We start from the raw sequence: 23,441 nt of genomic DNA, 5'->3' as shown, positions 1-23,441 counted from the left end.
CGGCGGTCAGGCGGTCGGCGCGGCGATGACGTGCACCCGGCGAGACGTGTCGAGGTGCACGCGGTCGCTGTGGTGGACGCCGTCGGCGTGGGTGTCGTCCAGCAGCGTCTCCAGCGCGGCGACGTCATCGGGGTCCAGGCCGTCGGCCAGGACGGTCTGCAGGCGCCGGAGGTGACCAGCAAGCAGCCGACGGGACGGCACGTCCAGGGGGCTCTCGAGTCGCAGGCGGAAGTCGCGCACCGCCACGACCTCCAGCCCCGCAGCCCTGGCGAGGGCGTCGACGTCACCGTTGACGGTGGCGTCGTCGGGCACCTCGTCGTGTCCGTGTCCGTGCCGCAGCCAGCGACCGACCGCCTCCTCCAACCGCTGGTCCAGGCCGGGTCGGCCGAGATCCAGGTCCTCGGGCAGGAAGGTCATCGGGTCGCCGAAGTCCACGGCCACCAGCACACCTCCGGGCTCCAGCAGGTCCGCCAGCGTCCTGACGGCCTCCGTGCCGTCGCCGAGGTGATGCAGCACCATCGACACCCAGATCAGGTCGAACCGACCGAGGTCCGTCAGGTCGGCCGGAAGGTGCCGTTCGATGGTGGTCAGGCGGTCCGCGACGCCACGGTCCGCCGCCCGACGGTCCGCCCGTGCCAGCAGTCCCTGTCCGGCGTCGACCGCCACGGCTTCCGCGTCGGGCCAGCGCTGCAGCATCGAGACCGTGCCGACCCCGGGGCCCGAGCCCACGTCGAGGATGCGCCGCGGCGCCCGTCCGTCGTCCCCGACGATGGTGTCGACCCAGCCCAGGATCTCCTCCAGCATCGGCGCGACGACGGTCCCCTCCTCCTCCAGGCTCTCCCCCATGGCGTCCCAGTCGACCGAATCGTGGTCGTGACTGCCGTGGTCGTGCCCGCCGTGGCCGTGGTGCTGGTGCTCGTGTGTGGTGTTGGTCATGGCTGAACCGTATGCACGGACGGCGTCACAGGCATAGGCTCTTGCCGATGACGCAAGACAAGACAGCTCCTGGGGTTGAGGACGCGGTCCGCCAACGGCTTCGCAGCCTGCGCCTGGCGCGCGGCTGGTCCCTGGACGAGCTGGGGCGCAGGGCGCACATGGGCGCGTCGACGATCAGCCGGATCGAGACCGGTCATCGGCGGCTGGCGCTCGATCACCTCGTGGCCCTGGCCACCGCCCTGGACTCCTCCGTCGACGACCTGCTGGCCGGACCGGACCTCGAGGACGTCGTGATCCGGCCGGAACGAGACGAACATCGCGGGATCATCCGGTGGCCGCTGTCCCGGCCCGACGATCCCAGCGGCCGGCAGGTGGTGAAGATCCGCTATCCGGAGGTCACGTCGCCACAGGAACCCCGGGTGCACCCGGGATACGACTGGTTCACCGTGCTGGAGGGCACCGCGCGGCTGCTGCTCGGCCAGCGCGAGATCCTGGTCCGCGAGGGGCAGGCGGCGTCCTTCGACACGATGACCCCCCACGCGTTCGGCGGGGCCGGCGGCCCGGTCGAGATGCTGATGATCTTCGACCGGCACGGGGAACGTGCCCACCTCGACCAGTGACCGGCCCGCCTCAGAAGCGCTCGGGCAGCGTCCAGGGTCGCGGATAGGCGCCACCGTCGCTGAGCGCGGCGGCGACCGGACGGATCAGGTCGAACAGGCGGCGGGCGTCGTCCTCACCGAGCACGGCGTACGGCGGAGCGGCCAGGCGGTCGGTGGCGGCCTCGATGGCGTCGCGGTTGGCGATCCCTTCCTCGGTCAGCTGGCCCTCGGCGTCCATCCAGCCGCGTGTGCGCAGCCGCTCCTCCGCCGCCGACCAGGCGTCGTCGTCCCACATGCGGCTGCGCTGGAGGAAGCGGCGGGAGACACGGTCCTGCCAGGTGGCGTAGAGGACCATGGCGTCCACGGGTCCCAGCTCGTGGGTCAGCAGCACCGCGAGGTGCCCGTCCCCCCGGTGCTCGCGCAGGACCGCCGTGACCTGCCACAGGTCGGCGAAGGGCATGCCGGTGAGGGGCACCTGCGCGTTGGCGGCGGCCAGCGGACGGCCCGCGCAGTCCAGGCCTTCCGTGGCCCGGCTCGACAGCTCGATCGCCTCGGCCACGCCGTCGGTGGGTGCCTGGACGCGTTCGAACACCTCCTGCACGCCCTCGGCCCGTGCGGTCAGGATGGTGGCGGGCGAGGCCTTGCCCCATGCAGCAGGGAGGGCGTACTGCAGCACCGCCGGGTTGAACCCGTAGAACGCGGCGGTGGCTGCGCCCGCGCCGACCGCGCCCATCGGTGCGGCCCGGCCGGCCACGTATCCCTCGCCCCGGGGCTCCATGCCGAGCGCCTCGAAGCGGTCCTGCACCTCCTTGGCGAAGTACATGATGGCGTGCAGGGGCTCGATGACGCCGTGGAGGGCGCGGGCGGACCGGATCGCGGAGGCAGGGTGGCTCATGCGTTCGATCCTAGGACCCAGATGCGGTCGGACTCAGCGCAGGCGTCACATCGAGGCGATGAGCTTGGCCACCCGTTCGTCGTCGTGGGTGAAGGGGTCCTTGCACAGCACGGTGCGCTGGGCCTGGTCGTTGAGCTTCAGGTGCACCCAGTCGACGGTGAAGTCGCGACGCTTGCGCTTGGCCTCACGGATGAAGTCACCGCGCAGCTTCGCCCGGGTGGTCTGCGGCGGCGTCGACATGGCTGTCTGGATGGTGTGGTCGTCGGTGACCCGGTCGACCTTGTTGTTGCGCTGCAGCACGTAGTACAGGCCGCGCTTGGTGTTCACGTCGTGGTACTGCAGGTCCAGCATGGCCACCCGTGGGTGGGACAGGGGCAGGTCGTGCTTGGCGCGATAGTCGTCGATCAGCTGGTACTTGGTCACCCAGTCGATCTCGCGGGACAGCTTGAGGGGGTCGTCCTCGAGGGTGTCGAGCACCCGCCCCCACTCGGCCAGGACCTCGTCGGTGTCGGGGTCGGACCCGGTGGACTGCACGAACTGGCTGACGCGGGCGTAGTACTCCCGCTGGATCTCCAGCGCCGACAGCTCTCGCCCGCCCACCAGCTTGACCCGACGGGTGCAGCTCATGTCGTGGCTGATCTCGCGGATCGCCCGGATGGGGTTGTCCAGCGACAGGTCGCGCATGACCGCACCCGACTCGATCATCCGCAGCACCAGGTCGCAGGTCGCCACCTTCAGCCAGGTGGTGTACTCGCCCATGTTGGAGTCGCCGACGATCACGTGGAGGCGTCGGAACCGTTCGGCGTCCGCGTGCGGCTCGTCCCGGGAGTTGATGATCGGCCGCGACCGCGTGGTCGCCGACGACAGGCCCTCCCAGATGTGCTCGGCCCGCTGGGAGATGGAGTAGACCGCCCCGCGGGGGGTCTGCAGCACCTTCCCGGCGCCGGCGAAGATCTGCCGGCTGACCAGGAACGGGATCAGGGTGTCGGCCAGCTTCTGGAACTCACCGAACCGGGCGACGAGGTAGTTCTCGTGGCTGCCGTAGGAGTTGCCGGCCGAGTCGGTGTTGTTCTTGAACAGGTAGATAGTCCCGGCGATGCCCTCCTCGTGGAGTCGCTCCTCGGCCTGCTCGACCAGGCCCTCGAGGATCCGTTCGCCCGACTTGTCGTGGGCAACGACCGCCTTGACCGAGTCGCACTCGGCGGTGGCGTACTCGGGATGGCTGCCGACGTCCAGGTACAGCCGGGCGCCGTTCTCCAGGAACACGTTGGAGGACCGTCCCCACGAGACCACGCGGCGGAACAGGTAGCGGGCGACCTCGTCGGGCGACAACCGCCGCTGACCGCGGAAGGTGCAGGTGACCCCGTACTCGACCTCCAGTCCGAAGATGCGCCGATGCATGGGATCCTCCTGGCTCGCGGTACCGGTCGTCCTGACCGAATCCTCACCACTGTAGTGCCGCAGTCCCGTCCCGGCGGGCACCCGCCGTGGCTACTGACCAGGGTCCTCGGTGGCGGTGGGTGGGATGAAGAAGCTGTTGAGGGCCGTCTCCAGCGCGACCTCGTCGCGGTCGTCGACCTGCTGGAACTGCACGAGCAGCAGCACGTCGGCGGCGGGCGGCCACGCGGCGACCACGGTGTAGTCGGTGTCGGTGCCACTGCAGTCGACGTAGTCGTCCCGGAAGCCGGTGTAGGCCTGGTCGCTGTAGTCGGTCCGTCCCTGGTAGTCGCACTGCTCCGCGAAGCTGAAGGCGTCCAGCAGGGTCTCTGGGGTGAACGATGTGGCCAGCTGCTCGCTGACGCCGAAGATCACCCCGGGAACGTTCCAGCTGCCGCGGAAGGCGGCGAGGTCCGGTGCGGCGGTGATCTGCCGGCCGATCGGGTTGCCGTCCTCCATCCACGGGCCACCGTCGACGTCGGTCCACGGCCGCGGCGCCTGGATGGTGATCGTCCCGGTGTCGTCGACCAGGTTCTCGTAGACGTACTCGGGCGGTTCGTCCTCGGTGGTGGGCCCGGGCTCGGGTTCGGTCACGGGGTCGGTGACGGGAGCGGTCGGCGTGACGGGGACGGTCGGTTCCGGGTCGGGGTCTCCGCCGCCGGACACCGCGACCGCGACGCCGATCCCGACGACCACGGCCAGGCCGACGATGCCGCCGACGATCGCCAGCGTGCGTCCGTTCCCGCCCGACGACGGGGGTGCAGGCTGCTGATAGGCCGGCGCGGGTCCGGGACCACGGAACGGCTGCGGACCGGACTGATGCTGCGGTTGCTGGTAGCCGACCGGGCCCGTGGGCTGGCGCGGGGGGCCCGACTGTGGACCCTGGGGGCCGACGGGCCCCGTTCGCGGGCCGGGCACGAGGCCGGGCTGGGACGGTGGGCCGGCGACACCCTGGGGGCCGCTGTGGGTGACCGGACCGGATGGCAGACCCGCCTGGGCCCGGATGTCGTCGATGGAGGACGCGAGGTCGTCGGTGTTGATCGTCCGGGTGGCGTCACGCGCGGCGGCTGCCTCCTCCTCGCGGATCGGCAGGGGCGTGACGGAGAGGCCGAGCTGTCGCTGGGCGGTCCGCAGCGCACGTCCCATCTCTGCAGCAGAGCTGAACCGCGCTGCCGGATCCTTCGCCATGGACCGCTCGACGATCCCGGCGACCGGGTCGGGGACCCCGCGTTCGCGCAGGTTGGGGACGGGTTCGTCGCGGATGCGGGTCAGGGCCGGAACGATCGACTCGTCCTCGGGCTTGAGGAACGCCGCGCGGCCGACCAGCAGCTTGTACATCGTCGACCCGAGGGCGTAGATGTCGCTGGGCACGCCCGGTGCCTTCGCCTCCAGCAGCTCCGGCGAGACGTGTTCGATGGATGCGGTCAGGCTGGAGGTGCCCGTTTCTGGGCCGCCCTTGAGCCGGGCGATGCCGAAGTCGCCGAGCTTGGGTTCCCCGTACGCGCTGACGAGGACGTTCTCGGGCTTGATGTCGCGGTGCAGGATGCCGGCCTGGTGCGCGGTCTCCAGCGCCCCGCAGACCTTGACCATGATCTCCAGCACATCGGCCCACGGCAGCGTCGTGTCGGACTCCAGGCGATCGGCCAGCGACCCCTGGTCCATGAAGTCCATCAGGATGTAGGGCTGCCCGTTGCTGGTGAACCCCGAGTCGTAGACGGTGACGATGTTGGGGTGGCCCGAGAGCATGCCCATGGCCTGGATCTCGCGCTCGAAGCGGATCCGCACCTTCCGGTCCTTGACGGTGCTGGTGACCATCTTGACGGCGACGTCGCGGCGCAGGGATTCCTGACGCGCCTTGTAGACCGTGCCGAAGCCGCCAGCGCCGACCTCGACAGCGTCTGCGAGGTCTTCGATTCCGAGGTCGATGGGTTCCGGTGCCATGAGTTGGTCGCAGCGTAGCGGGGAGGCGAACGGAATGGCGCCTGCCGGGACGAGTCGTCAGACCCTCGTCAGGACAACATCCCCGCGATGTCGTCCTCGGAGAGCCGGAAGAACTTGCGACGACCCAGCGCACGGTCCAGGCCAGCGACCTCCAGGCGGTCCGCGACCATCTCGCGCTCCTCGACCTCCTGCAGCGCCGCGACGGTGGTCCGCAGGGCCGTGGCCCGGTCCATGCCGGGCTCGAAGCGGTTCTTGAGGGCCTCGTTGATGGCCTCGGCGCTGCCGCCGATGGCGACGTAGTTCTCCTCGTCGGTGATCGAGCCGTCGTAAAGGATGTGGTACAGCTCGACGTCGTCCTCGGCGACCTCTGCGACGAGCAGCTCGACCTCCAGCGGCTTGGGCGAATCGGTGAACGTCGCGCCCATGGCGTTGGCGTAGGCGTTGGCCAGCGCGCGTCCGGTGACGTCGTCGCGGCTGTACTGGTAGCCCTTGACGTCGGCCAGGCGGATCCCGGCCACGCGGAGCTGCTCGAACTCGTTGTACTTGCCGACCGCGGCGAAGGCGATGCAGTCGTAGATCTCCGAGACCTTGTGCAGGGTGGCGGAGGGGTTCTCGGCGACGAACAACAAGCCGTTCTCGGTGGTGAGTGCAACGACGGACCGACCACGGCTGATGCCCTTGCGGGCGAAGTCGGCCTTGTCCTTCATCGCCTGCTCGGGCGACACGTAGGGCATCATCGGCATGGGGTGTGGCTCCCGCGGATCAGGGGTTGGCGTTGGGGCGAGGGCTGGTCTCGGCGCCGCCGCCGGACAACCGGCTGCTGCGGGCCTCGGCGACCACGCGGGCCCGTTCGGCGATGTCGTCCTCGTCGCGCTCGACGTACCCGTCGGCATCGATCTGGGCGACGATCGGGTAGACGCCACGGATCGTGTCGGGACCACCCGTTGCGGAGTCCTCGTCAGCAGCGTCCCACAACGAGGCGACGGCGAGGTCGACCGCGGCGTCGGCGGTCAGGCCGGCCTCCCAGCGGGCCTTGAGCGACGCGCGGGCATGCAGGCTGCCCGATCCCGTGGCCGAGAAGCGCTTCTCCTCGTAGCGGCCACCGGCGACGTCGAAGTCGAAGATGCGGCCCTCGTCGTGGCGAGGATCGAAACCGGCGAACAACGGCACGACGACAAGGCCCTGCATCGCCAGCGGCAGGTTGCCGCGCACCATGCTGGCCAGCTTGTTGGCCTTGCCCTCCAGGGACAGCTCGCTGCCCTCGACCTTCTCGTAGTGCTCCAGCTCCGTGGCGAAGATCTTGGCCAGCTCGATGGCTGGGCCGGCAGAACCGGAGATGCCGACGGCCGACAGGCGGTCGGTCTGGAAGATCTTGCGCATGTCGCGCTTGGAGATGAGGTTCCCGGCGGTGGCACGCCGGTCGCCGGCGATGATCACGCCACCGGCATAGGTGGTGGCCACGATCGTCGTGCCCTCGACATGGGCGGGCAGGTTGTGCACGTCACCCATCTGGGGCATCGCCTCCGGGACGGCCTGGCGCAGCAGCGCGCTGAAGCTCGGGGCGGTGTAGTCGAACGGGTCCACGATGAAGGGGCGCAGGGGATGGCGGTCCGTCATAGGCGGCCGACGCTACACCACGCTCCGGCGGCTGACCGCGCACCACGGCGCCGACGGTGACTGGATGGCCTACTGGCCGCCCTTCTGGACGTAGTTCTTGACGAACTCCTCGGCGTTCTCCTCGAGGACACCGTCGATCTCGTCGAGCAGGTCATCGACGTCGGAGGTGTCGACCTCGGTCGCCTCGGTCTCGACCTTGGCGTCCTGCTCCTCGGTCTGCTTGCCCTTCTGCTTGCGGACCTGTCCACCGTCGCTCATGGGTGCCTCCTCGAGGGATTCGTCGTTGCCCCGAGTCTACCGAGGTCGGGACTCACGGTTCGCTGATCCACCGCATCGACAACCCCGGCACGACGTCTGCGCCCGGCCCCGACCGGGTCCAGTGGGCATCCAGCGCGTCGAACGGTTCGTGCAGGTCGGCGACCTCGGTGGCACGCAGGTCCACGCGCTGCGGGTCGGGGTGGAAGTTGGCGAGCGCGATCAGCCTGCCGTGGCGGCTGTGATGGCGACGGAAGGCCAGCACGTGGTCGTTGTCGTGCCACAGCGGGGCGACGCGACCACCCGCTCGCAGGGTCGGCAGCGCGGCCCGTGTCCGCATCAGGCGCACCAGCCCGGCGTGCACGCGGCCCTCGACGGTGGCCCGGTCGTGACGCCGCTCCGCGCGCACCCAGTCCATGGGCGGGCGGTGCAACCAACGGTTGTCCGCGGCGCGGTCGGGGTCGGCGAGGAAGCTCGTGTCGTTGTCGAGCGCGATCTCGTCGCCCATCCAGATCAGCGGGATGCCGCCGTAGCTAGCGGCCAGCGCGTACAGCAGCAGGAACCGGTCGATGGCCTCGCCGATGGCCGCCTGGTCGCCATCCCTTCGGGCGCGGGTCAGGCCGACCAGCGCGGCGGTGGTCCCCGACGTCCGTCGGTCGCCCGAGACGAAGTCCTCCTGGAAATGGGCGCCCTCGGCCGGACTGCCCTCCAGCTCGCCGGCGTACCAGCTGGACAGGAACCGGCGGTGGGCCGACCCGTTCCAGCCGCGCTGAGCGGCGTCGGTGTCGTCGATGGCCCAGCCGATGTCGTCGTGGCACCTGACGTAGGTGACCCATGATGCGTGCGGCGGGGTCTCGGCCATCGTCGACAACCCGATGGTCGCGAGCCGGCCGTCCTTCGCGGCGAGGGACGACCAGCCCTGGACCATCAGCTGGTTGTGGTACAGCAGGTCGCACTCGGCGGCCTCTCGCGGGCCGACGCCTTGGTAGGGCACGAGGTCACGGGGGGCCACGATGGCCTCGCCCTTGAGGATGGTGGCCGGCGCGGCGATGCCGACCAGCCCACGGATGGCGCGCAGGATCAGGTGCACCTCGGCCAGGTTCTGGCTGTCGGTCCCCATGCGCTTCCACAGGAACGGGACCGCGTCCAATCGCAGCACGTCGATGCCGACGGCCGCGAGGTCGAGGATGATCCGCAACATCTCCACGAAGACGTCGGGGTTGGACCAGTCGAGGTCCCACTGCCATCGGTTGAAGGTCGTCCAGACCCACCGTCCCATGGTCTCGTCCCACGTGAAGTTGCCGGGTGCGGTGTCGGGGAACACCTCCGGCAGGGTTTGCTCCCAGCGGTCGGGCTCGGTCCGGTCGGGATAGGTGCGGTAGTAGTCGAGGTACCGCTGCTCCCCCGCCCGGGCCCGCTGGGCCCACTCGTGCTCCGCGGCCGTGTGGTTGAGCACGAGGTCCACGCAGAGGCTGATCCCGTTGGCGTGCAGGCGTGCGGCCAGGGCTCGCAGGTCCTCCATGGTGCCCAGCGACGGGTCGACCGCGCGGAAGTCCTGCACGGCGTAGCCACCGTCGTTGGGCCGGGGGCGCGCATGCAGCAGCGGCATCAGGTGCAGGTACGTGACCCCCAGGTCGGTCAGGTGGTCCAGGCGGTCGCCGATGCGCGCGATCGTCCCGTCGAACCGGTCGACGTAGGTGACGTAGCCGACCATGCGTTCGGACAGGAACCAGTCGGGGGCTGCCTCACGTACCCGGTCGCGCGTCCGGAGGCTGTCGGACCGTGCGACGACACCCTCCACGAGGACGTCGAGCAGGCGGTCGGGCAGGTCCGGATCGTTGGGGTAGACCAGCGCGAGGGCCGGCAGGACCTGCTCCAGCCAGCGTTCGGCCCTGGCGGCGACGACGGCACGTTCACCGTCTGGCAGGCGTGGATCCCGCTCCAGCCGCCGGGCGAGGACGAGGTGCGGTCGCGCCATCTTCGGATCGTCCCCGTCGCTCACGCGCGAATGGCGTCCAGCAGCTGCCGGGCCGTGTCGCATCGGTCGATCAGGTCACCCACGACGGCTTCGGTCCCGCGGGCGGGGTCCATCATCGGGACGCGCTGGAGGGTCTCACCGCCCACGTCGAAGATCATGGAGTCCCAGCCTGCCGCCGTGACGCTGTCACGGAACTTCTCCAGGCAGCGGCCTCGGAAGTAGGCGCGGGTGTCGGATGGCGGGGCGGTGATCGCCCGCTGCACCTCTGACTCCTCCACCATGGTCTCGATCCGGCCGCCGGCGACGAGCTTGTTGTACAGCCCCTTGTCCTGCCGCACGTCGTGGTACTGGATGTCGATCAGCTTCAGCTTCTCGTCGTCCCAGTCCAAGCCGTCACGGTCGACGTAGCGCTGCATGATCCGGTACTTGGTCACCCAGTCGACGACCCCGTCGAGGCCCATCGGGTCGGTCTCCAGCTGGGTCAGGACGCGTTCCCAGGTGGCCATCAGGTCCGCGGCCCACTCCGGCGCGTCGTGCTGGTCGGCCCACTTGCGGGCCCATTCCAGGTAGTGCCACTGCAGCTCGGTGGGCCGTACCCGACGACCGTCCTTCAGCGCGATGGTCTTCGCGCACGACAGGTCGTGGCTGACCTCGTGGAGCGTCTTGACCGGGTTGGCCACCGACAGCGCGTCGGGCAGGAAACCGTCCTCGACCATCGACAGGACCAGCGCGGTCGACCCCAGCTTGAGGTAGGTGCAGACCTCGCTCATGTTGGCGTCGCCGATGATGACGTGCAGGCGCCGGAAGCGGTCGGGGTCGGCGTGGGGTTCGTCGCGGGTGTTGATGATCGGCCGCTTCAGCGTGGTCTCCAGGCCCACCTCCACCTCGAAGAAGTCGGCCCGCTGGGTGACCTGGTAGTCCACCTCGGCAGAGGCGAACTCGCTGCCGACCCGCCCTGCGCCGACGAGTGGCTGCCGGGAGATGAAGAACGGGGTCAGCTGTCGCACGATCTCGCCGAACGGGGTCGCCCGGTCCACGATGTAGTTCTCGTGCATCCCGTAGGCGGCACCCTTGCCGTCGGTGTTGTTCTTGGTGATCAGGATGCGGCCGGGCTGACGGTCGTCGTGACCGGGCAGCAGCGGCGCCGCACGGGTCGCCGCGATCTCGAGGATCCGCTCACCGGCCTTGTCCCACACCACGGCGTCACGCGGGTTGGAGACCTCGGGTGAGGAGTACTCCGGGTGGGCGTGGTCGACGTAGAACCGTGCGCCGTTGGTCAGGATCGAGTTGGCCAGCCCGATGTCGTCCTCGGGGGCCGGTTCGTGGGCGCCCGGCTGGGCGAACCCACGCGCATCACGGAGCGGGTCCTCGTCCTCGTAGTCCCATCGGGCGCGGTTGCGGCCGTCCGCGGAGTAGGCGTTGACCACCAACGAGGAGGCCAGGACAGGGTTGAACTCGGGTCGGCCCACCACGGTGATGCCGAACTCGGTTTCGGTGCCGAGGTACTTGGTGATCGCCATGTGGCGGCCAGCCTACCGGGGTGCAATCCCTTCCCGGGGTCGGACCGACGTCATGCCCCGCGCCCATGACAGGTCGACGGGACACGAGGGAGAGGGGCGTTCTCTGAAGGTTGACTAGTCCGACTGCCGGGTTAGGGTCACCTCTGTGGCACTTGCGCCACCGAACAGGGGAGTTTGTCATGGCAGCTGCATCGACACGTTCACTGGCGGTGGCAGTCGTCGCGACGATGGCCGCCATCGCCCTCACCGCGACTGCGGTCATCGCCCAGGCGCCGACCGACACCCAGTTCACCGGGTGCCTCAAGAACGGGACCCTGTCGCAGGTGGCCACCGGCGCCGAACCCGACCGGGCGTGCAGGTCCAACGAGACGCAGATCTCGTGGAGCGCCACCGGACCGCAGGGCGAGACCGGGCCCGTCGGGGACCAGGGCCCGCAGGGAATCCAGGGCATTCCCGGCGTCGACGGCGTCGACGGCGTCGACGGTGCCGACGGGGCAGTCGGGCCGGAGGGTCCCGCCGGGCCTGCGGGGCCGCGAGGCCTCACGGGTGCGGACGGTGCACCGGGCGACGACGGACTGGACGGCGCCCGCGGCGACGTGGGGCCAGCGGGTCCGGCAGGCCCGATGGGCCCGATCGGACCGGAGGGGGCCGCCGGGCAGGACGGCAGCGACGGTGCCACCGGGCCCGCTGGCCCAGCAGGTCCTGCCGGGCCGGCTGGTGCACGGGGTGCCACGGGGCCAGCCGGCGAAGCGGGTCCGCAGGGCAGCCCCGGCGCCGATGGCCTGGAGGGCCCGCAGGGACCCACGGGGGCACCTGGACCGGCTGGACCGGCCGGTCCAGAGGGGCCGCAGGGGCCCGCCGGCGAGTCGGTCGCCGCGCAGAGCTGCGCCGCCGGCACGTTCGTCACCGGTATCGACGCCAACGGACTGCTCCTGTGCGAGGGCATCTCGCAGATCCAGAGTCCCAACGGGGTCTACACGGTCACCGTGACGAACGACGGGGCGACGATGCGCGGCTACGGGACGTCGGTGCAGCTGGACGCCAACAGGATCGCGCTGGGGATCGGCGGGAGCTCGCTGGTCCTCGATCCCTCGTCCATGACCCTCGGTGCGCTCTCCCTCGACCTCGCGGCGCAGAATCGCCTTGGCCTCGAGTCCCAGAGCACTGTGGTGATGAGCTCCAGCCTCCTACACCTCCTTGGCGGCCAAGTGCACTTCGGAGCATGCGATGGCCGGCTGCCAGTGGCCCGTGTCGGGGATGGCACCACCACTTACGGCTTGGGGGGACCTGGCGAGATCACCTCTGGGAGCGACACCGTCTTCGCCTGCTGACCCATCCCTGACCGAGCAGCCCCGTCACGCGGCGGTCGGGGGACGCGGACCAGCGTGGGGCGGGGTGGAGACGGCGAGGACGGGACCTGCTCCCCCGTCGCCGCCTCCACCGGCCCGGCGCTTCCTGTCAGAAAGGCCAGTCGGGGTTGCCGGCCACGCCGTCGAGCTCGGCGTCGGTGGCGTTGAAGACGATCCCCGACGGCACCTCGGTGGTGTCGTAGACCCAGACGGCACCGTTGGAGGCCAGGCCCGTGCCGACGACCTCCAGCCGCAGGTCGTGGGGGCCGTCACCGATCGCCGGGTCGTACAGGTCGACGAAGGCGAACTGGACCTTCTTGACGGCATCGCCGGCGTCCTCGAGGTCCATGGTCAGGTCGCCGTGCTGGGCGACGAGGTCGCCGTCGACGTACAGGTTGGCGTCCACGCGGAAGCTGGTCCCGCCCTGGCCGGCCGCGTTCTCCACCATGGCCTGCGGCGGGAACAGGTACAGGTCGATCAGCAGGTTGTCGACGGCACCGTCGAGGCTGCCCTCGAACGCCGGGGTGTAGGTCGGGTCCCACTCGTCGGTGAGCTGCCAGGCGCTGGTGCCGAAGTAGCCGCCACCGGCACCGGTCGTGACCGAGGCAGCCGGGGCGTTGCCGTCCCAGCTGGGGATGCCGTATCCCTGCCCAGCCAGGTTGCCGACCTTGGTGTCGGCTTCGTGGAACCACACCGGCGTACGGCAGGCCTCCACGTCGTCAGCGGTGTCGGTGGTCTCTGCACCCTCCACGAGGATGCAGGGTTCTTGATCGGCGCCAACCGCCCCCGGAACGAGGGTGGCGAGCAGCAGGGCAAGGGCCGGGGCAGCAGCGGACGGACGCATCGTGAACCTCCATGGAGCGATCGGGTCGTGTGGCCCTGCTTCGCGACGCCGCTGCGGAAATCCTCGTTCTGTTCTGAACCGTGTTCGGTGTCAGGGCGCCGGCGGCACCCGCAGCCGGTAGCTGGCCGGTTCGATGCGGTAGCTGCGTGGCGTGTCCGTCGCCTCGGCGAGGTCGCCGTCGGCGTTGTGGGCCAGCCGCGGACCGAGGATCTCCACCCGGCCGCCGCGAGCGGTCACGACGTCGTCACGATCGACGTGCGTCCCTCGGGCCAACGCCATGCCGAACGCCGTCCGGGCGGCGGGGCCCACGGCGTGGCTGACGACCACGTCCAGCACGCCGTCGTCGGGCCGTGCGGACGGCACCGCTGGCGTGCCGCCACCGATGGTCGGGCCGTTGCCGACGATCACCATCAGCGCCGGGTCGCCCAGGTCGATCCGTTCGCCGTCGACCCGCACCTCCACCTGCAGGCCCTCGGCTGCCACCCCGGCGACCATGGCCCCCAGCGGGTAGGCCAGCGCGCCGAGTGAGGCCTTCAGGTCATCGGCCCGTCGGGCCGCCTCGACCCCGATGCCGACGTGCACCGCGTTGACGACGACCTGGTCGTCGTCACCGATGAGGACGTCCATGGCCCGGGTGGGGCCGTCGCGGAGGACGGCGGCGGCGCCGTCGGGGTCGGTCGGGATCCCGAGGTGGCCGGCGAAGTCGTTGCCGGTGCCCAGCGGGACCAGGCCGAGCTCGACCCGGTCGGCAAGGCCGAGGGCCCGGGCCCGTTCGACCAGCAGGTGCAGGGACCCGTCGCCGCCACAGGCCACGACCATGCGGCCGTCGGCGGCGCGCAGCGCGTCGTCGACGTCGCCCGGACCGTCGGTGGCGACGACCTCGGCGGTTCCGAGGGCGTGGCAGACCGCGTCGACGAACGCCTGGTCGTCGGTGCCGGCAGCGGTGTTGCGGACGAGGAGGTACCCCCGTCCGCCGCTGCTAGAGGTACTGGCCAGTCTGGACGCTCTCGATCGACTTGCCGGGCTCGTTGCCGTCCCCGATGAGCGTGCGGACGTACACGATCCGCTCGCCCTTCTTGCCGGAGATGCGAGCCCAGTCGTCGGGGTTGGTGGTGTTGGGCAGGTCCTCGTTCTCCTTGAACTCGTCCCTGATCGCGATCTGCAGGTCCTCGGCCTTGATGCCCTTCTGGCCCTCGTCGAGGAACCGCTTGATCGCCAGCTTCTTGGCTCGGGCAACCACGTTCTCGATCATGGCACCGGAGTTGAAGTCCTTGAAGTACAGGACCTCCTTGTCCCCGTTGGCGTAGGTGACCTCCAGGAAGCGGTTGGTGTCGTCGTCGGCGTACATCCGCTCGACGGTCTGACTGACCAGCGCCCTGCAGGCGTCCTCCTCCGATCCGTACTCCTTGACCAGGTCGGGATGCAGCGGCAGTCCGGCGTGCAGGTAGATCGCGAAGATCTCCTTGGCGGCGATCTCGTTGGGCCGTTCGATCTTGATCTTCACGTCGAGTCGTCCGGGACGCAGGATCGCCGGGTCGATCATGTCCTCGCGGTTGGACGCGCCGATGACGATGACGTCCTTGAGGGTCTCGACACCGTCGATCTCGCTGAGCAGCTGCGGGACGATGGTCGTCTCGACGTCGGAGGACACGCCCGATCCGCGGGTCCGGAAGATGGAGTCCATCTCGTCGAAGAACACGATGACCGGGTGCCCCTCGGCGACCTTCTCGCGTGCGCGCTGGAAGATGAGGCGGATCTGTCGTTCGGTCTCGCCGACGTACTTGTTGAGCAGCTCGGGGCCCTTGATGTTGAGGAAGTACGACCGCGCGTCGTCGCGGCCCTCCTTCTCCGCGACCCGCTTGGCCAGCGAGTTCGCGACCGCCTTGGCGATCATGGTCTTCCCGCAGCCGGGAGGGCCGTACAGCAGGATGCCCTTGGGCGGGCGCAGCTCGTGCTCGACGAACAGGTCGGAGTGGAGGAACGGCAGCTCGACGGCGTCCTGGATGGCTTCGATCTGCGGCCCGAGCCCACCGATGTCGGTGTAGGCGATGTCGGGCACCTCCTCGAGGACGAGCTCCTCCACCTCGGGACGGTTGAGCCGCTCGAGGGCGTAGCCGGACCGGGACTCCACCATCACGTGGTCGCCGCTGCGCAACGGCGAGTCCATCAGCGCGTCGGACATCCGCACGACCTGCTCGTCGTCGGTGTGGCCGATGACCAGCAGCCGGCCGTCGCCCATGACCTCCTTGACGGCCATGACCTCGCCGATGATCTCGTAGCCGGCGGACTCCACGACGTTGAGGGCCTCGTTGAGGACGACTTCCTGCCCCTGGCGCAGCTCGCCGATCTCGACGTCGGGGCTGACGTTGACCCGCAGCTTGCGGCCCTGGGTGAAGATCTCGACGGTCTCGTCGGTCGGTCCGCGTCCCAGGAAGACGCCGTACCCGCTGGGCGGCGCAGCCAGCTTCTCGACCTGCTCCTTGAGCCCGATGATCTGCTCGCGGGCGTCGCGGAGGGTGTCGGCGAGCTTGCCGTTCTGGGCCATCGCACCCGACAGCTGCGACTTGGACTCCAGCAGCCGCTCCTCGAGGGCGCGGACCCTGCTCGGGGAGTCGTCCAGACGACGCCGGAGCATCGTGGCCTCTTCCTCGAGGAACTGCACTCTGGAACGGAGGGTCTCCTCCGACTCACCGGTCGGAGTGGTACCTGGCTGGTCCTCGGACATGCTGGTCCTCCTTGTCAATCGTGAGAAGGATTATGGCAGGCCGGGCGTGGTCTGCCTCGTGCGCGTGACGACTGCCGCGACGGGTCAACCGGGGCTGCACCCCTCCCCTGCCAGGATCCGGAGCAGCTCCTCGGTGGTGTCGTCGTCGATCCGGTCGCGGCCGCCGATGACGTACAGCTGGCCGCCGAAGTCACAGAACGTCCCGCGAGTCGCCGGCGTGATGGGGTTCCCGGCCATGCCCTCCAGCGGCAGGTACCAGTTCCCCTGCCCAGCGATGAGCGATGCCGACAGTGCGTCGGTGAAGCCGTCACGCAGGTTCACCGCGACGGTCGCGGCCCGTTCGATGGCGCCGTCGCGGTCGACGGCGAGCTCGGCGGCGTAGAGGTCGAAGACGGCGAGGGCCGTGTCGATACGGGTGGCCCCTCCGGCCCGGGACGTCGGGAACCCGAGCTCCTCGATCTCGGCCATCGCAGCCGACGAGACTGCCGTCTCGCCGCCGACGACCACGACCCGATCCGGCGCCAGGCGCGACAGCTCCTGCGCCGTGGTGGGATGCAGTGCATCTGCGTTGGTGACCAGGATGGGGATGCCGTAGTAGGCAGCCATCTGTCCGGCGGTGACGGCGTCGGCGAAGTCCCGTCCCGAGGTGACGAACACCCAGTTGCGGGTCGGGATGTCGCCAGCGAGGGACTTGAGCTGCTCGACGACGGCGGCCGCCTGCACGGCCGTTTCCTCCCGGCCACCCCCGGCGATGCGCTGCACCGTGATGCCGAGGCTGCGCAGCTCGTCATCGACTGCGGCGGGGATCGCCGCCGTGCCGCCCATCACGTAGACGACCGGCTGGCTGGTCTCGAAGTCGAGAACGCGCAGCAGCTCCTCCCGGGTGCGGGGGTCGAGCGCGCCGTCGTGGGAGGTGTAGAGGAGCGAGGCGATCCCGAGTCCCAGCGCCGCGCCGGACAGGGCGTCGGCGAAGTCGTCGACCCGGGCCAGCACGGCGAAGGGCCGTGTGCCGGCGGGGTTGCCACGGCTGATGGCGACGGCCTGGCTGATCGGGTCGGTCGTGTCGAGGTCGCCCGGGTCCGACACGCGTACGGCCACGGGGGCGGTGGGGCCCACGGCGAAGTCGGGATCGGGCTGGAGGGCCGGGATGGGCTGGCCGCTGACCAGGTGGGTCATGGCGGCCCCGACGTCGAGGGCGCCCCAGCCGTAGTCGTCGTCGCGACCCGTCGGTCCGGCGTCGGTGGCGGTCCCCTCCAGCAGGGCCTCGACCTCGTCGACCGACAGGGTCCGGCCCGTGTCGGTTGCGTGCTGCCGCAGCAGCGCCGCGGCGGCAGCAACGTAGGGGGTGGAGAACGAGGTGCCCTGCGTCGCCTCCAGCCGGTCCCCGTGGGGATCGGCCAGCGACGGGGTGCACCCGGTGCCCAGGTCGTACTGCTTGGGGTCGACGAGGCTGGTCGTCAGGACGGCTTCGCTGGCGAGCTCGGAAAGGGAGTTGGGGCAGTTGCGTGCCTGGCCGCCGGGCGCGCTGAGGTCCACGTAGGGGTTGAACTGGCTGTAGGTAGCGCGTGTCCCGTCCGGCCCCGTGGCACCCACGGAGATCGCGCCGTTGCACGACGCCGGGATGCTGTTGGCGTTGCTCTGGGCGTTCCCTGCGGAGGACACCACGACGATGCCGGCGGCGCGGGCCTGGTCGATCGCGGCCTGGTAGGCGGCCGTGCACTCGTTGGCGGACGTGCCGAAGCTGAGGTTCATGGCCAGCGGCGGCTCGTCGAGCTGCGACAGGTAGGCCATCGCGGTGATCGCGTCGGAGTCGGCGGGACCGCGCGGACAGTCGTTGAGCGGCGAGGTCAGCGAGATGTCGATGATGCGCGGGTTCCACAGTGCCCCGGTGATTCCCCGCCCGTTGTTGCCGGCCGCACCCACGACCCCGGCGACCGCCGTGCCGTGCGCGATGCCGCACTCGTCGTTCTTGGGCTGGCCCTGCACGATGACACCGCTGGCCGACCGCAGGCTGGCGACCACGGTGCCGGCCAGCTCGGGATGGGTCGCGTCCACGCCGGAGTCGACGACCGCGACGAGCGGACGGGTCTCGCCCTCCCGGCCGCCGCCGGTCGAGTGGTCCCACGCCTGCTCGATGTTGGTGGCCGCGTGGGCCCACTGCAGGTCGTAGGAGGTGTCGTTGGGCACGGCGTGGAACTCGCGCTGCACGTCGGGTTCGACGGCGACGACGTCACCACGGGCCAGCAGCGCATCGGCGACGACATCGCTGGTGCCGGGTGCCGTCGTGACGAGCTGGACCCGCTGGGCCAGCGCCACGGTCTCGCGGGCGCCGAGGGCCCGGGTGGTCAGTGGCGCTGCCCACGAGGCCCGGCCGGGCGTGTCGTCGAGGGTCACCAGCAGGCGGTCCGGCAGGACGGTGGCATCGCGGACGAGGGGTTGCGCAGGCAACGCCACGTCGCCGGATCGGACCGGGCGGTTGTCGTCGTCGGCGTGGGCGGGCAGGGCACCCAGCGTGGCGAGGAGCATCCCGAGGACCACGACGATGACTGACGGCGTTCGGCTGGCGCGAGGCAAGAGGGGCGAGCTTTCGGCTGGCTGGATGATGGCTGGGAGCCACCGTACTCATGGGACGTCCGGGAACCGCGAAACGTTGTCGGTCGGTCACCGACGTTGCGGCACGAGCCGGCTGGCGAGTGCTACGGGAGCTGTCCCGGACGGGGGCCCACGGGTGCATCATCGGCCGGTTCGGCCTCCACTGTTGGAGTCGCCTCGGTCTCGATCTCGTCCGCTTCCAGCGGCACCATTCGCCGGGCCGTGGTCAGGAACGCCGTGTGCGCGACCATGCGGTGGTCGGGGCGGACGGCCAGGCCGTCGACGTGCCAGGTGCGGTGCATCGTCTCGCTGGTCTGGGTCAGGCCCCAGCGCGGGTCGGCGTCCAGCACCTCGCGGAGGCGCATGACCTGGGTGACGGTCGGGGTGTACGCGATGAGCATCCCGCCGGGGTGGACCGAGTCGGCGGCCGCGTCGACGTGCGCCCACGGCTCGAGCATGTCCAGCACCAGCCGGTCGCAACGGTGTTCGGTCAGCGCCTCGGACAGGTTGGCGACCGTCAACGACCAGTTCTCGGGGTGACCGCCCATGCGGCGGGTGACGTTGGCCAGCGCCACCTCGGCGTGATCCTCGCGCAGCTCGTAGGAGATGACGCGACCGGTGGGCCCGACGGCCCGCAGGAGCGCGCAGGTCAGCGCGCCCGATCCGGCCCCGGCCTCGATGACCGTCGACCCGGGGACGACGTCGCCGAGTGTGACGATCATCGCCTGGTCCTTGGGGTAGACGACCTGGGCCCCGCGGGGTGCCTTCAGCGTCCAGTCGACCGTCGTCGGCCTGACCGCCGTCAGCTTGGCGCTCATCGTGGAGACGACGGTGCTGCCCTCGGGCTGGCCGATCAGCTGGTCGTGCCGGATGATGCCGCGGTGGAAGTGGTAGTCCTTGCCCTCCTCCAGCTCGAACATGAATCGGCGGCCCTTGCGGTCCATGAGGATGACGGTGTCCCCGACCGAGAGGGGGTCGGGATGTCCGGCATGGCGGATCACGCGGTCACGTCCTGTTCAGTTGTCTGTTCGGCGGTCTGTTCTGGGGTTCGTTCTGGGTGCTCGTCATCGGAGGCGTCGGACCGGGCCGGACGGTCCACCAGCTGGAGCAGGCGGCCACGGGTCCGGCAGAACGCACACACCGGGGTCTGGCCGGGCTGGTGCGCCGGCGTGGGCAGGCCACAGTCGTCGCACGGGACCAACGACGTGCCGAAGTGCTCGTCCTGGTCGAAGTGCTCGTCGCGGACCCGGTCGAGGAACCCGAAGAGGAAGTGGGCCTTGGTCCCCGGTGCCGCGCGTTCGAGCTCGTTGAGGGCGTCCTTGTAGCGCATGACGGTGTTGCCCTCGACGAGCGGGCATTCCTCGACGACGTAGTCGAGGCCCCTGATGACGCAGTAGGCCGCCATCTCGCGTTCGGTCAGGCGGTACAGCGGCTTGACCTTGCGGGCCAGCCCACCCTCGCTTGCCGGCAGCATCGGCGACTGGCGGGCCATGAACTCGGTCTGCCAGCGCAGGACGTTGCCGAACAGCTGCGCGGCCTCGTCATCGAGGTTGTGCCCGGTCGCCATGACGTCGTAGCCGTGCCGCAGCGCGGTCTTGTTGAACACGTAGCGCTTGGACAACCCGCAGGTGCCACAGGCAGCCCGACCCACACCGTTCTTCTTCTTCTTGTCGCTGCGGCGGGGGTGCTTGACGGAGTCGGGGATGTCGAAGCCGTACTCCTCGGCGAGGTCCTCGACGTGCAGCCGGACACCCCGGCGCTCGGCGTAGTCCCGCACGATGCGTTCGGAGCGGGAGGAGTAGGCACCGATCCCGAGGCCCAGGTACAGGCCCGAGGCGTTGTAGCCCATGTCGAGCAGGATGTCCCACAGGGCGAGGGAATCCTTGCCACCGCTGACGGCCACGAGGATCTCGTCGTCGTACCGCAGCATCCCGTAGGCGTCGATGGCCACACGGACCTGGGTGCGGATGTGGTCCACGAAGCACTCACCGCAGTACCGGGTGCGGTGACGCGCGAGGTCGATGACCGCGTCCTGCTCCTTGCAGCCGAGGCACCGGCCGCCGCCGGGCCTACCCATGCGAGCCACCGGAGATGACCGGACGGATCTCGACCTCGGCGTCGGCAGGCAGCATCGCCTTGGCCGTCACCAGGGTGTTGTCGTGGATCACCAGGACCGTCTCGGGGTTGATGTCCAGCTGGGCCAGCATGTCGCTGACCTGGGCGGGGCCATCGACCTCGACGATCCGGTCGGGGTTGCGCAGTCGTACCTTCATCGGACCCGCGATGCTAACGGCGGTGCGCCGGAATCGTCACGGCGTAGCGTGGACTCGTGGACACCGACATCTCTACCGCCGATACCGCGCCGACCGGGCCCACCGCCACGACCACCGTGTCGCTGAAGGAGTGGGGTGCGGCGATCCATGCCCTGCTCCAGGGCCGTCAGCAGATCCTGCTGCGCAAGGGCGGCATCCACGAGAAGGCCTTCGCGGCCCCCGAGGACGATGGCGGGTTCCTGCTGTTCCCGACTGTCGCCCACACCCACGCCGAGCGGACCCGTCCCGAGCACCACGACCTGCTCGGACCGGGTGACCGGGACGCAACCGACGACCGTCTCGTCGTCCGCGCCGGGGTGCACGTCGTCGACGTCGTCGAGGTGGTCCGGCCGGAGTGGCTCCCCGAGCTCGACGACCTCCACATCTGGACGGCCGAGTCGATCCGCACCGACCGGGTGGAGTTCCGTCCCAAGCACCCCCTGCAGATCCTCGTCGTGCAGGCCATCGAGCTGCCGGAGCCGATCGTCCTGCCGCGGCTGGATGCCTATGGCGGCTGCAAGTCCTGGATCGACGTCCACGTGGAGTGGGACGGTTCGGGGCGCGTCGTCGAAGACCTCGAATCGTTGGTCCGCGTGTCGCAACGAGTGCGATCTACGGTCGGTTGAAGGGGCTCGCGGCTGGGGGCGCCGCGATACGATGAGGAGTCGGTGGTGACGGGTCGGATGCCCGTTGCGCCTGTGCGACCGACGTGACTGATCACTTCTCCTCCCCCCTCCCCACAGCCACACGCCGAGCCATCGCGGCCGGCGTTGCCGTTCTCGTGATCCTGACCGTCCTGGGCACGGCCCCGCAGCCGGGCCCGGACGCCGCCGCCAGCGACGGTGTGGCGATGACGCCGATGGTCCCGATGACGGTGGAGAGCGGCGCCGTCGGACAGGGTGGCGAGACGTTCGCCCAGCTCTTCGACGAGATGCGCGCGCCAGAGGCCAGCGGTGAGGGGCAGGGCACCGTGGTCGTGGCGGCGCCCCCGTCGATCCCCGAGGTCGAACCGGAGTCGCAGCCCGTGCCGACCGGAGCGCCCGCGCCAGCCCTCGCCGCCGTGGAGCCGGTCACCCCCACCATGACGGTCACCGGCCTGGACGCCGCGACCGCTTCGTCGATCGCCGCGATCGAGGGCGTCGAGGCGGCGTCGGTCGTGGAGGTCGGCCAGCTGACCCTGGCCGTGCCCGGCGCCGAGCAGACGGTGACGGTGGCTGCGGTCGAGCCCGAGACCTTCCGGCCCATGACGCCGGGCATCACCGCCAACGAGACCGCGGTGTGGGAGCGGATCATCGCGGGTGACGCGGCGTTCAACCACGACGCGGGCAACCGGCTGTCGGTGCCGCTGGGAAGCACCGTGCAGACGGGTTCGTCCGCCGGTGCGCTGCGGATCGGCGCCTACGCCTCCAACGGGATCCCGCCGGTCGCCGACGCGCTCGTCTCCACCGACCGGGCCCGCCAGCTCGGCTTCACCGGCGAGCCGGTGCTGTACGTGGCGATGGCGCCCGGGGCCGACGGGTCGGCGGTGCGCGATGCCGTCGCCGCCGCCGGTGGGGTCGTGGAGGAGATCGAGGAGCCGGTCGAGCAGCAGGCCTTCCTGACGGGCAGCGCCGCCGCGGAGTTCTTCGAGCCGTTCAACTACATCGACCACGGCGACGGGCTGATCACGATCGACCCGGCGTGGGTGGCGCGGAACATCGAGACCCGCCGGCTGCCGATCTTCACCGGCAACGTGACCTGCCACAAGCAAATGCTGATCCAGCTCGAGGGTGCGCTGGCCGAGGTCGAGGCGGCCGGTCTCGCCCCGCTGATCGACACCAGCGACTACGGCGGCTGCTGGGTCGCCCGGCACATCGACTGGCGCCCGGACCGGCCCATCTCGATGCACGGCTGGGGCCTGGCCGTGGACTTCAACGTGCAGACCAACATGCTCGGCGCGCAGCCCACGATGGACCCGCGGATCGTGGAGATCTTCGACCGCTGGGGCTTCGTCTGGGGCGGCCGCTGGTCCCGGCCCGACGGCATGCACTTCGAGCTGGGCGCGGTCCTGCAGTCCCCGACCGGCGGGACACCGCAGTAACCGTTGCCGTGAATGGCCGAGCGGCTCGTTGGCCGCTACACTGCCCGCTCCCACGTCGGCGTGGCGGAATTGGTAGACGCGTACGGTTGAGGGCCGTATGAGCTTTGCTCGTGGAGGTTCAAGTCCTCTCGCCGACACTCACAGACAGCCAACGAAACGCCCCGGACCACCCCGGGGCGTTCGTCGTTCCCGGCCTCGACAAGGGGCGTGGCGGAATCGGCAGCTACGACATTGCGGTCGATGGCCGTACGAGCTTTGCTCATGGAGGTTCAAGTCCTCTCGCCGACACTCACGAAACGCCCCGGACACCCGGGGCGTTCGTCGTTTCCAGATCTCCGCGCTGAGCTGTCGTGGCGGAATC

20 protein-coding genes and 1 tRNA gene are annotated in these 23,441 nt (G+C 70.2%); 5 read left to right on the top strand and 16 right to left on the bottom strand.

The features are described from left to right. Nucleotides 1-6 precede the first annotated feature (6 nt). Nucleotides 7-936 carry a class I SAM-dependent methyltransferase gene (locus DVS28_RS12710; RefSeq protein ID WP_114591775.1) on the bottom strand — a complete coding sequence of 310 codons (930 nt, stop codon included), beginning with the start codon at nucleotides 934-936 and terminating at the stop codon, nucleotides 7-9. A 47-nt stretch (nucleotides 937-983) separates the two neighbouring features. On the opposite strand from DVS28_RS12710, the gene DVS28_RS12705 reads away from it, so the two are divergent. After that, on the top strand, nucleotides 984-1,556 hold the full coding sequence (locus DVS28_RS12705; RefSeq protein WP_114591774.1) for a helix-turn-helix domain-containing protein: 573 nt from the start codon (nucleotides 984-986) through the stop codon (nucleotides 1,554-1,556). A gap of 10 nt (nucleotides 1,557-1,566) precedes the next feature. On the opposite strand, the gene DVS28_RS12700 is transcribed toward DVS28_RS12705, so the two are convergent. The 8 genes from DVS28_RS12700 to dop all read right to left on the bottom strand — a co-directional run bounded on the left by DVS28_RS12700 (nucleotide 1,567) and on the right by dop (nucleotide 11,178). Beyond that, nucleotides 1,567-2,430 (bottom strand): SCO6745 family protein, encoded by an 864-nt coding sequence (locus DVS28_RS12700; protein ID WP_114591773.1) that lies wholly within the window; start codon nucleotides 2,428-2,430, stop codon nucleotides 1,567-1,569. A 45-nt stretch (nucleotides 2,431-2,475) separates the two neighbouring features. Beyond that, nucleotides 2,476-3,831: a Pup--protein ligase gene (gene pafA, locus DVS28_RS12695; RefSeq protein WP_114591772.1), complete on the bottom strand. Its 1,356-nt coding sequence runs from the start codon at nucleotides 3,829-3,831 to the stop codon at nucleotides 2,476-2,478. Between the two features lie 90 nt (nucleotides 3,832-3,921). Next, entirely contained in the window at nucleotides 3,922-5,808 is a 1,887-nt protein-coding gene (locus tag DVS28_RS12690; protein ID WP_114591771.1) for a serine/threonine-protein kinase, read from the bottom strand. Nucleotides 5,809-5,876: 68 nt separating this feature from the next. Then, a complete protein-coding gene (prcA, locus tag DVS28_RS12685) occupies nucleotides 5,877-6,551 on the bottom strand; it encodes a proteasome subunit alpha (protein ID WP_216826001.1) in 675 nt (224 codons plus the stop codon). A 19-nt stretch (nucleotides 6,552-6,570) separates the two neighbouring features. Then, nucleotides 6,571-7,425, bottom strand: coding sequence for a proteasome subunit beta (prcB, locus tag DVS28_RS12680; protein ID WP_114591770.1), 855 nt, complete (start codon nucleotides 7,423-7,425; stop codon nucleotides 6,571-6,573). Between the two features lie 69 nt (nucleotides 7,426-7,494). Beyond that, nucleotides 7,495-7,683, bottom strand: a complete 189-nt coding sequence (locus tag DVS28_RS12675; RefSeq protein ID WP_108666334.1) for a ubiquitin-like protein Pup — start codon at nucleotides 7,681-7,683, stop codon at nucleotides 7,495-7,497. Nucleotides 7,684-7,735: 52 nt separating this feature from the next. Continuing rightward, nucleotides 7,736-9,658 (bottom strand): alpha-amylase family protein, encoded by a 1,923-nt coding sequence (locus DVS28_RS12670; protein ID WP_164710460.1) that lies wholly within the window; start codon nucleotides 9,656-9,658, stop codon nucleotides 7,736-7,738. A 20-nt stretch (nucleotides 9,659-9,678) separates the two neighbouring features. After that, nucleotides 9,679-11,178: a depupylase/deamidase Dop gene (gene dop / locus DVS28_RS12665; protein ID WP_114591768.1), complete on the bottom strand. Its 1,500-nt coding sequence runs from the start codon at nucleotides 11,176-11,178 to the stop codon at nucleotides 9,679-9,681. A 179-nt stretch (nucleotides 11,179-11,357) separates the two neighbouring features. On the opposite strand from dop, the gene DVS28_RS28005 reads away from it, so the two are divergent. After that, nucleotides 11,358-12,509, top strand: coding sequence for a collagen-like domain-containing protein (locus DVS28_RS28005; protein WP_123060214.1), 1,152 nt, complete (start codon nucleotides 11,358-11,360; stop codon nucleotides 12,507-12,509). A gap of 127 nt (nucleotides 12,510-12,636) precedes the next feature. Here the strand turns inward: DVS28_RS28005 and DVS28_RS12655 are convergent, their stop codons facing one another. The 7 genes from DVS28_RS12655 to DVS28_RS12625 form a co-directional block, all read right to left on the bottom strand. After that, nucleotides 12,637-13,371 carry a hypothetical protein gene (locus DVS28_RS12655; RefSeq protein WP_114591766.1) on the bottom strand — a complete coding sequence of 245 codons (735 nt, stop codon included), beginning with the start codon at nucleotides 13,369-13,371 and terminating at the stop codon, nucleotides 12,637-12,639. A gap of 90 nt (nucleotides 13,372-13,461) precedes the next feature. After that, a complete protein-coding gene (locus tag DVS28_RS12650; RefSeq protein WP_114594156.1) occupies nucleotides 13,462-14,367 on the bottom strand; it encodes a diacylglycerol/lipid kinase family protein in 906 nt (301 codons plus the stop codon). Continuing rightward, the gene (arc, locus tag DVS28_RS12645) at nucleotides 14,351-16,096 is read right to left on the bottom strand and encodes a proteasome ATPase (protein ID WP_114591765.1); all 1,746 of its coding nucleotides are present in this window, start codon (nucleotides 16,094-16,096) and stop codon (nucleotides 14,351-14,353) included. The genes DVS28_RS12650 and arc overlap by 17 nt, the downstream gene beginning before the upstream one ends. Nucleotides 16,097-16,180: 84 nt before the next feature. After that, nucleotides 16,181-18,670: a S8 family serine peptidase gene (locus DVS28_RS12640; protein WP_164710459.1), complete on the bottom strand. Its 2,490-nt coding sequence runs from the start codon at nucleotides 18,668-18,670 to the stop codon at nucleotides 16,181-16,183. 122 nt (nucleotides 18,671-18,792) lie between these two features. Then, entirely contained in the window at nucleotides 18,793-19,689 is an 897-nt protein-coding gene (locus DVS28_RS12635; protein ID WP_245973539.1) for a tRNA (adenine-N1)-methyltransferase, read from the bottom strand. Continuing rightward, complete coding sequence (locus tag DVS28_RS12630; RefSeq protein WP_114591763.1) at nucleotides 19,686-20,765, bottom strand: PP-loop family protein; 1,080 nt, start codon at nucleotides 20,763-20,765, stop codon at nucleotides 19,686-19,688. The genes DVS28_RS12635 and DVS28_RS12630 overlap by 4 nt, the downstream gene beginning before the upstream one ends. Then, nucleotides 20,758-20,961: a MoaD/ThiS family protein gene (locus DVS28_RS12625; protein ID WP_114591762.1), complete on the bottom strand. Its 204-nt coding sequence runs from the start codon at nucleotides 20,959-20,961 to the stop codon at nucleotides 20,758-20,760. Before DVS28_RS12625 ends, DVS28_RS12630 begins: the two co-directional genes overlap by 8 nt. 56 nt (nucleotides 20,962-21,017) lie before the next feature. Between DVS28_RS12625 and DVS28_RS12620 the strand changes: the two genes are divergently transcribed. The 3 genes from DVS28_RS12620 (at nucleotide 21,018) to DVS28_RS12610 (ending at nucleotide 23,217) form a co-directional block, all read left to right on the top strand. Beyond that, the gene (locus tag DVS28_RS12620) at nucleotides 21,018-21,626 is read left to right on the top strand and encodes a DUF1802 family protein (RefSeq protein WP_216826000.1); all 609 of its coding nucleotides are present in this window, start codon (nucleotides 21,018-21,020) and stop codon (nucleotides 21,624-21,626) included. A gap of 83 nt (nucleotides 21,627-21,709) precedes the next feature. Continuing rightward, nucleotides 21,710-23,080 (top strand): M15 family metallopeptidase, encoded by a 1,371-nt coding sequence (locus DVS28_RS12615; RefSeq protein ID WP_164710458.1) that lies wholly within the window; start codon nucleotides 21,710-21,712, stop codon nucleotides 23,078-23,080. A 54-nt stretch (nucleotides 23,081-23,134) separates the two neighbouring features. Continuing rightward, nucleotides 23,135-23,217, top strand: a tRNA-Leu gene (locus DVS28_RS12610). Nucleotides 23,218-23,441: the final 224 nt, after the last annotated feature.

The organism is Euzebya pacifica (genome assembly GCF_003344865.1).
GTDB classification, from domain to species: domain Bacteria; phylum Actinomycetota; class Nitriliruptoria; order Euzebyales; family Euzebyaceae; genus Euzebya; species Euzebya pacifica.
The sequence above is the reverse complement of the archived record's forward strand: the minus strand, read 5'-3'. Positions and strand labels throughout refer to the sequence as shown.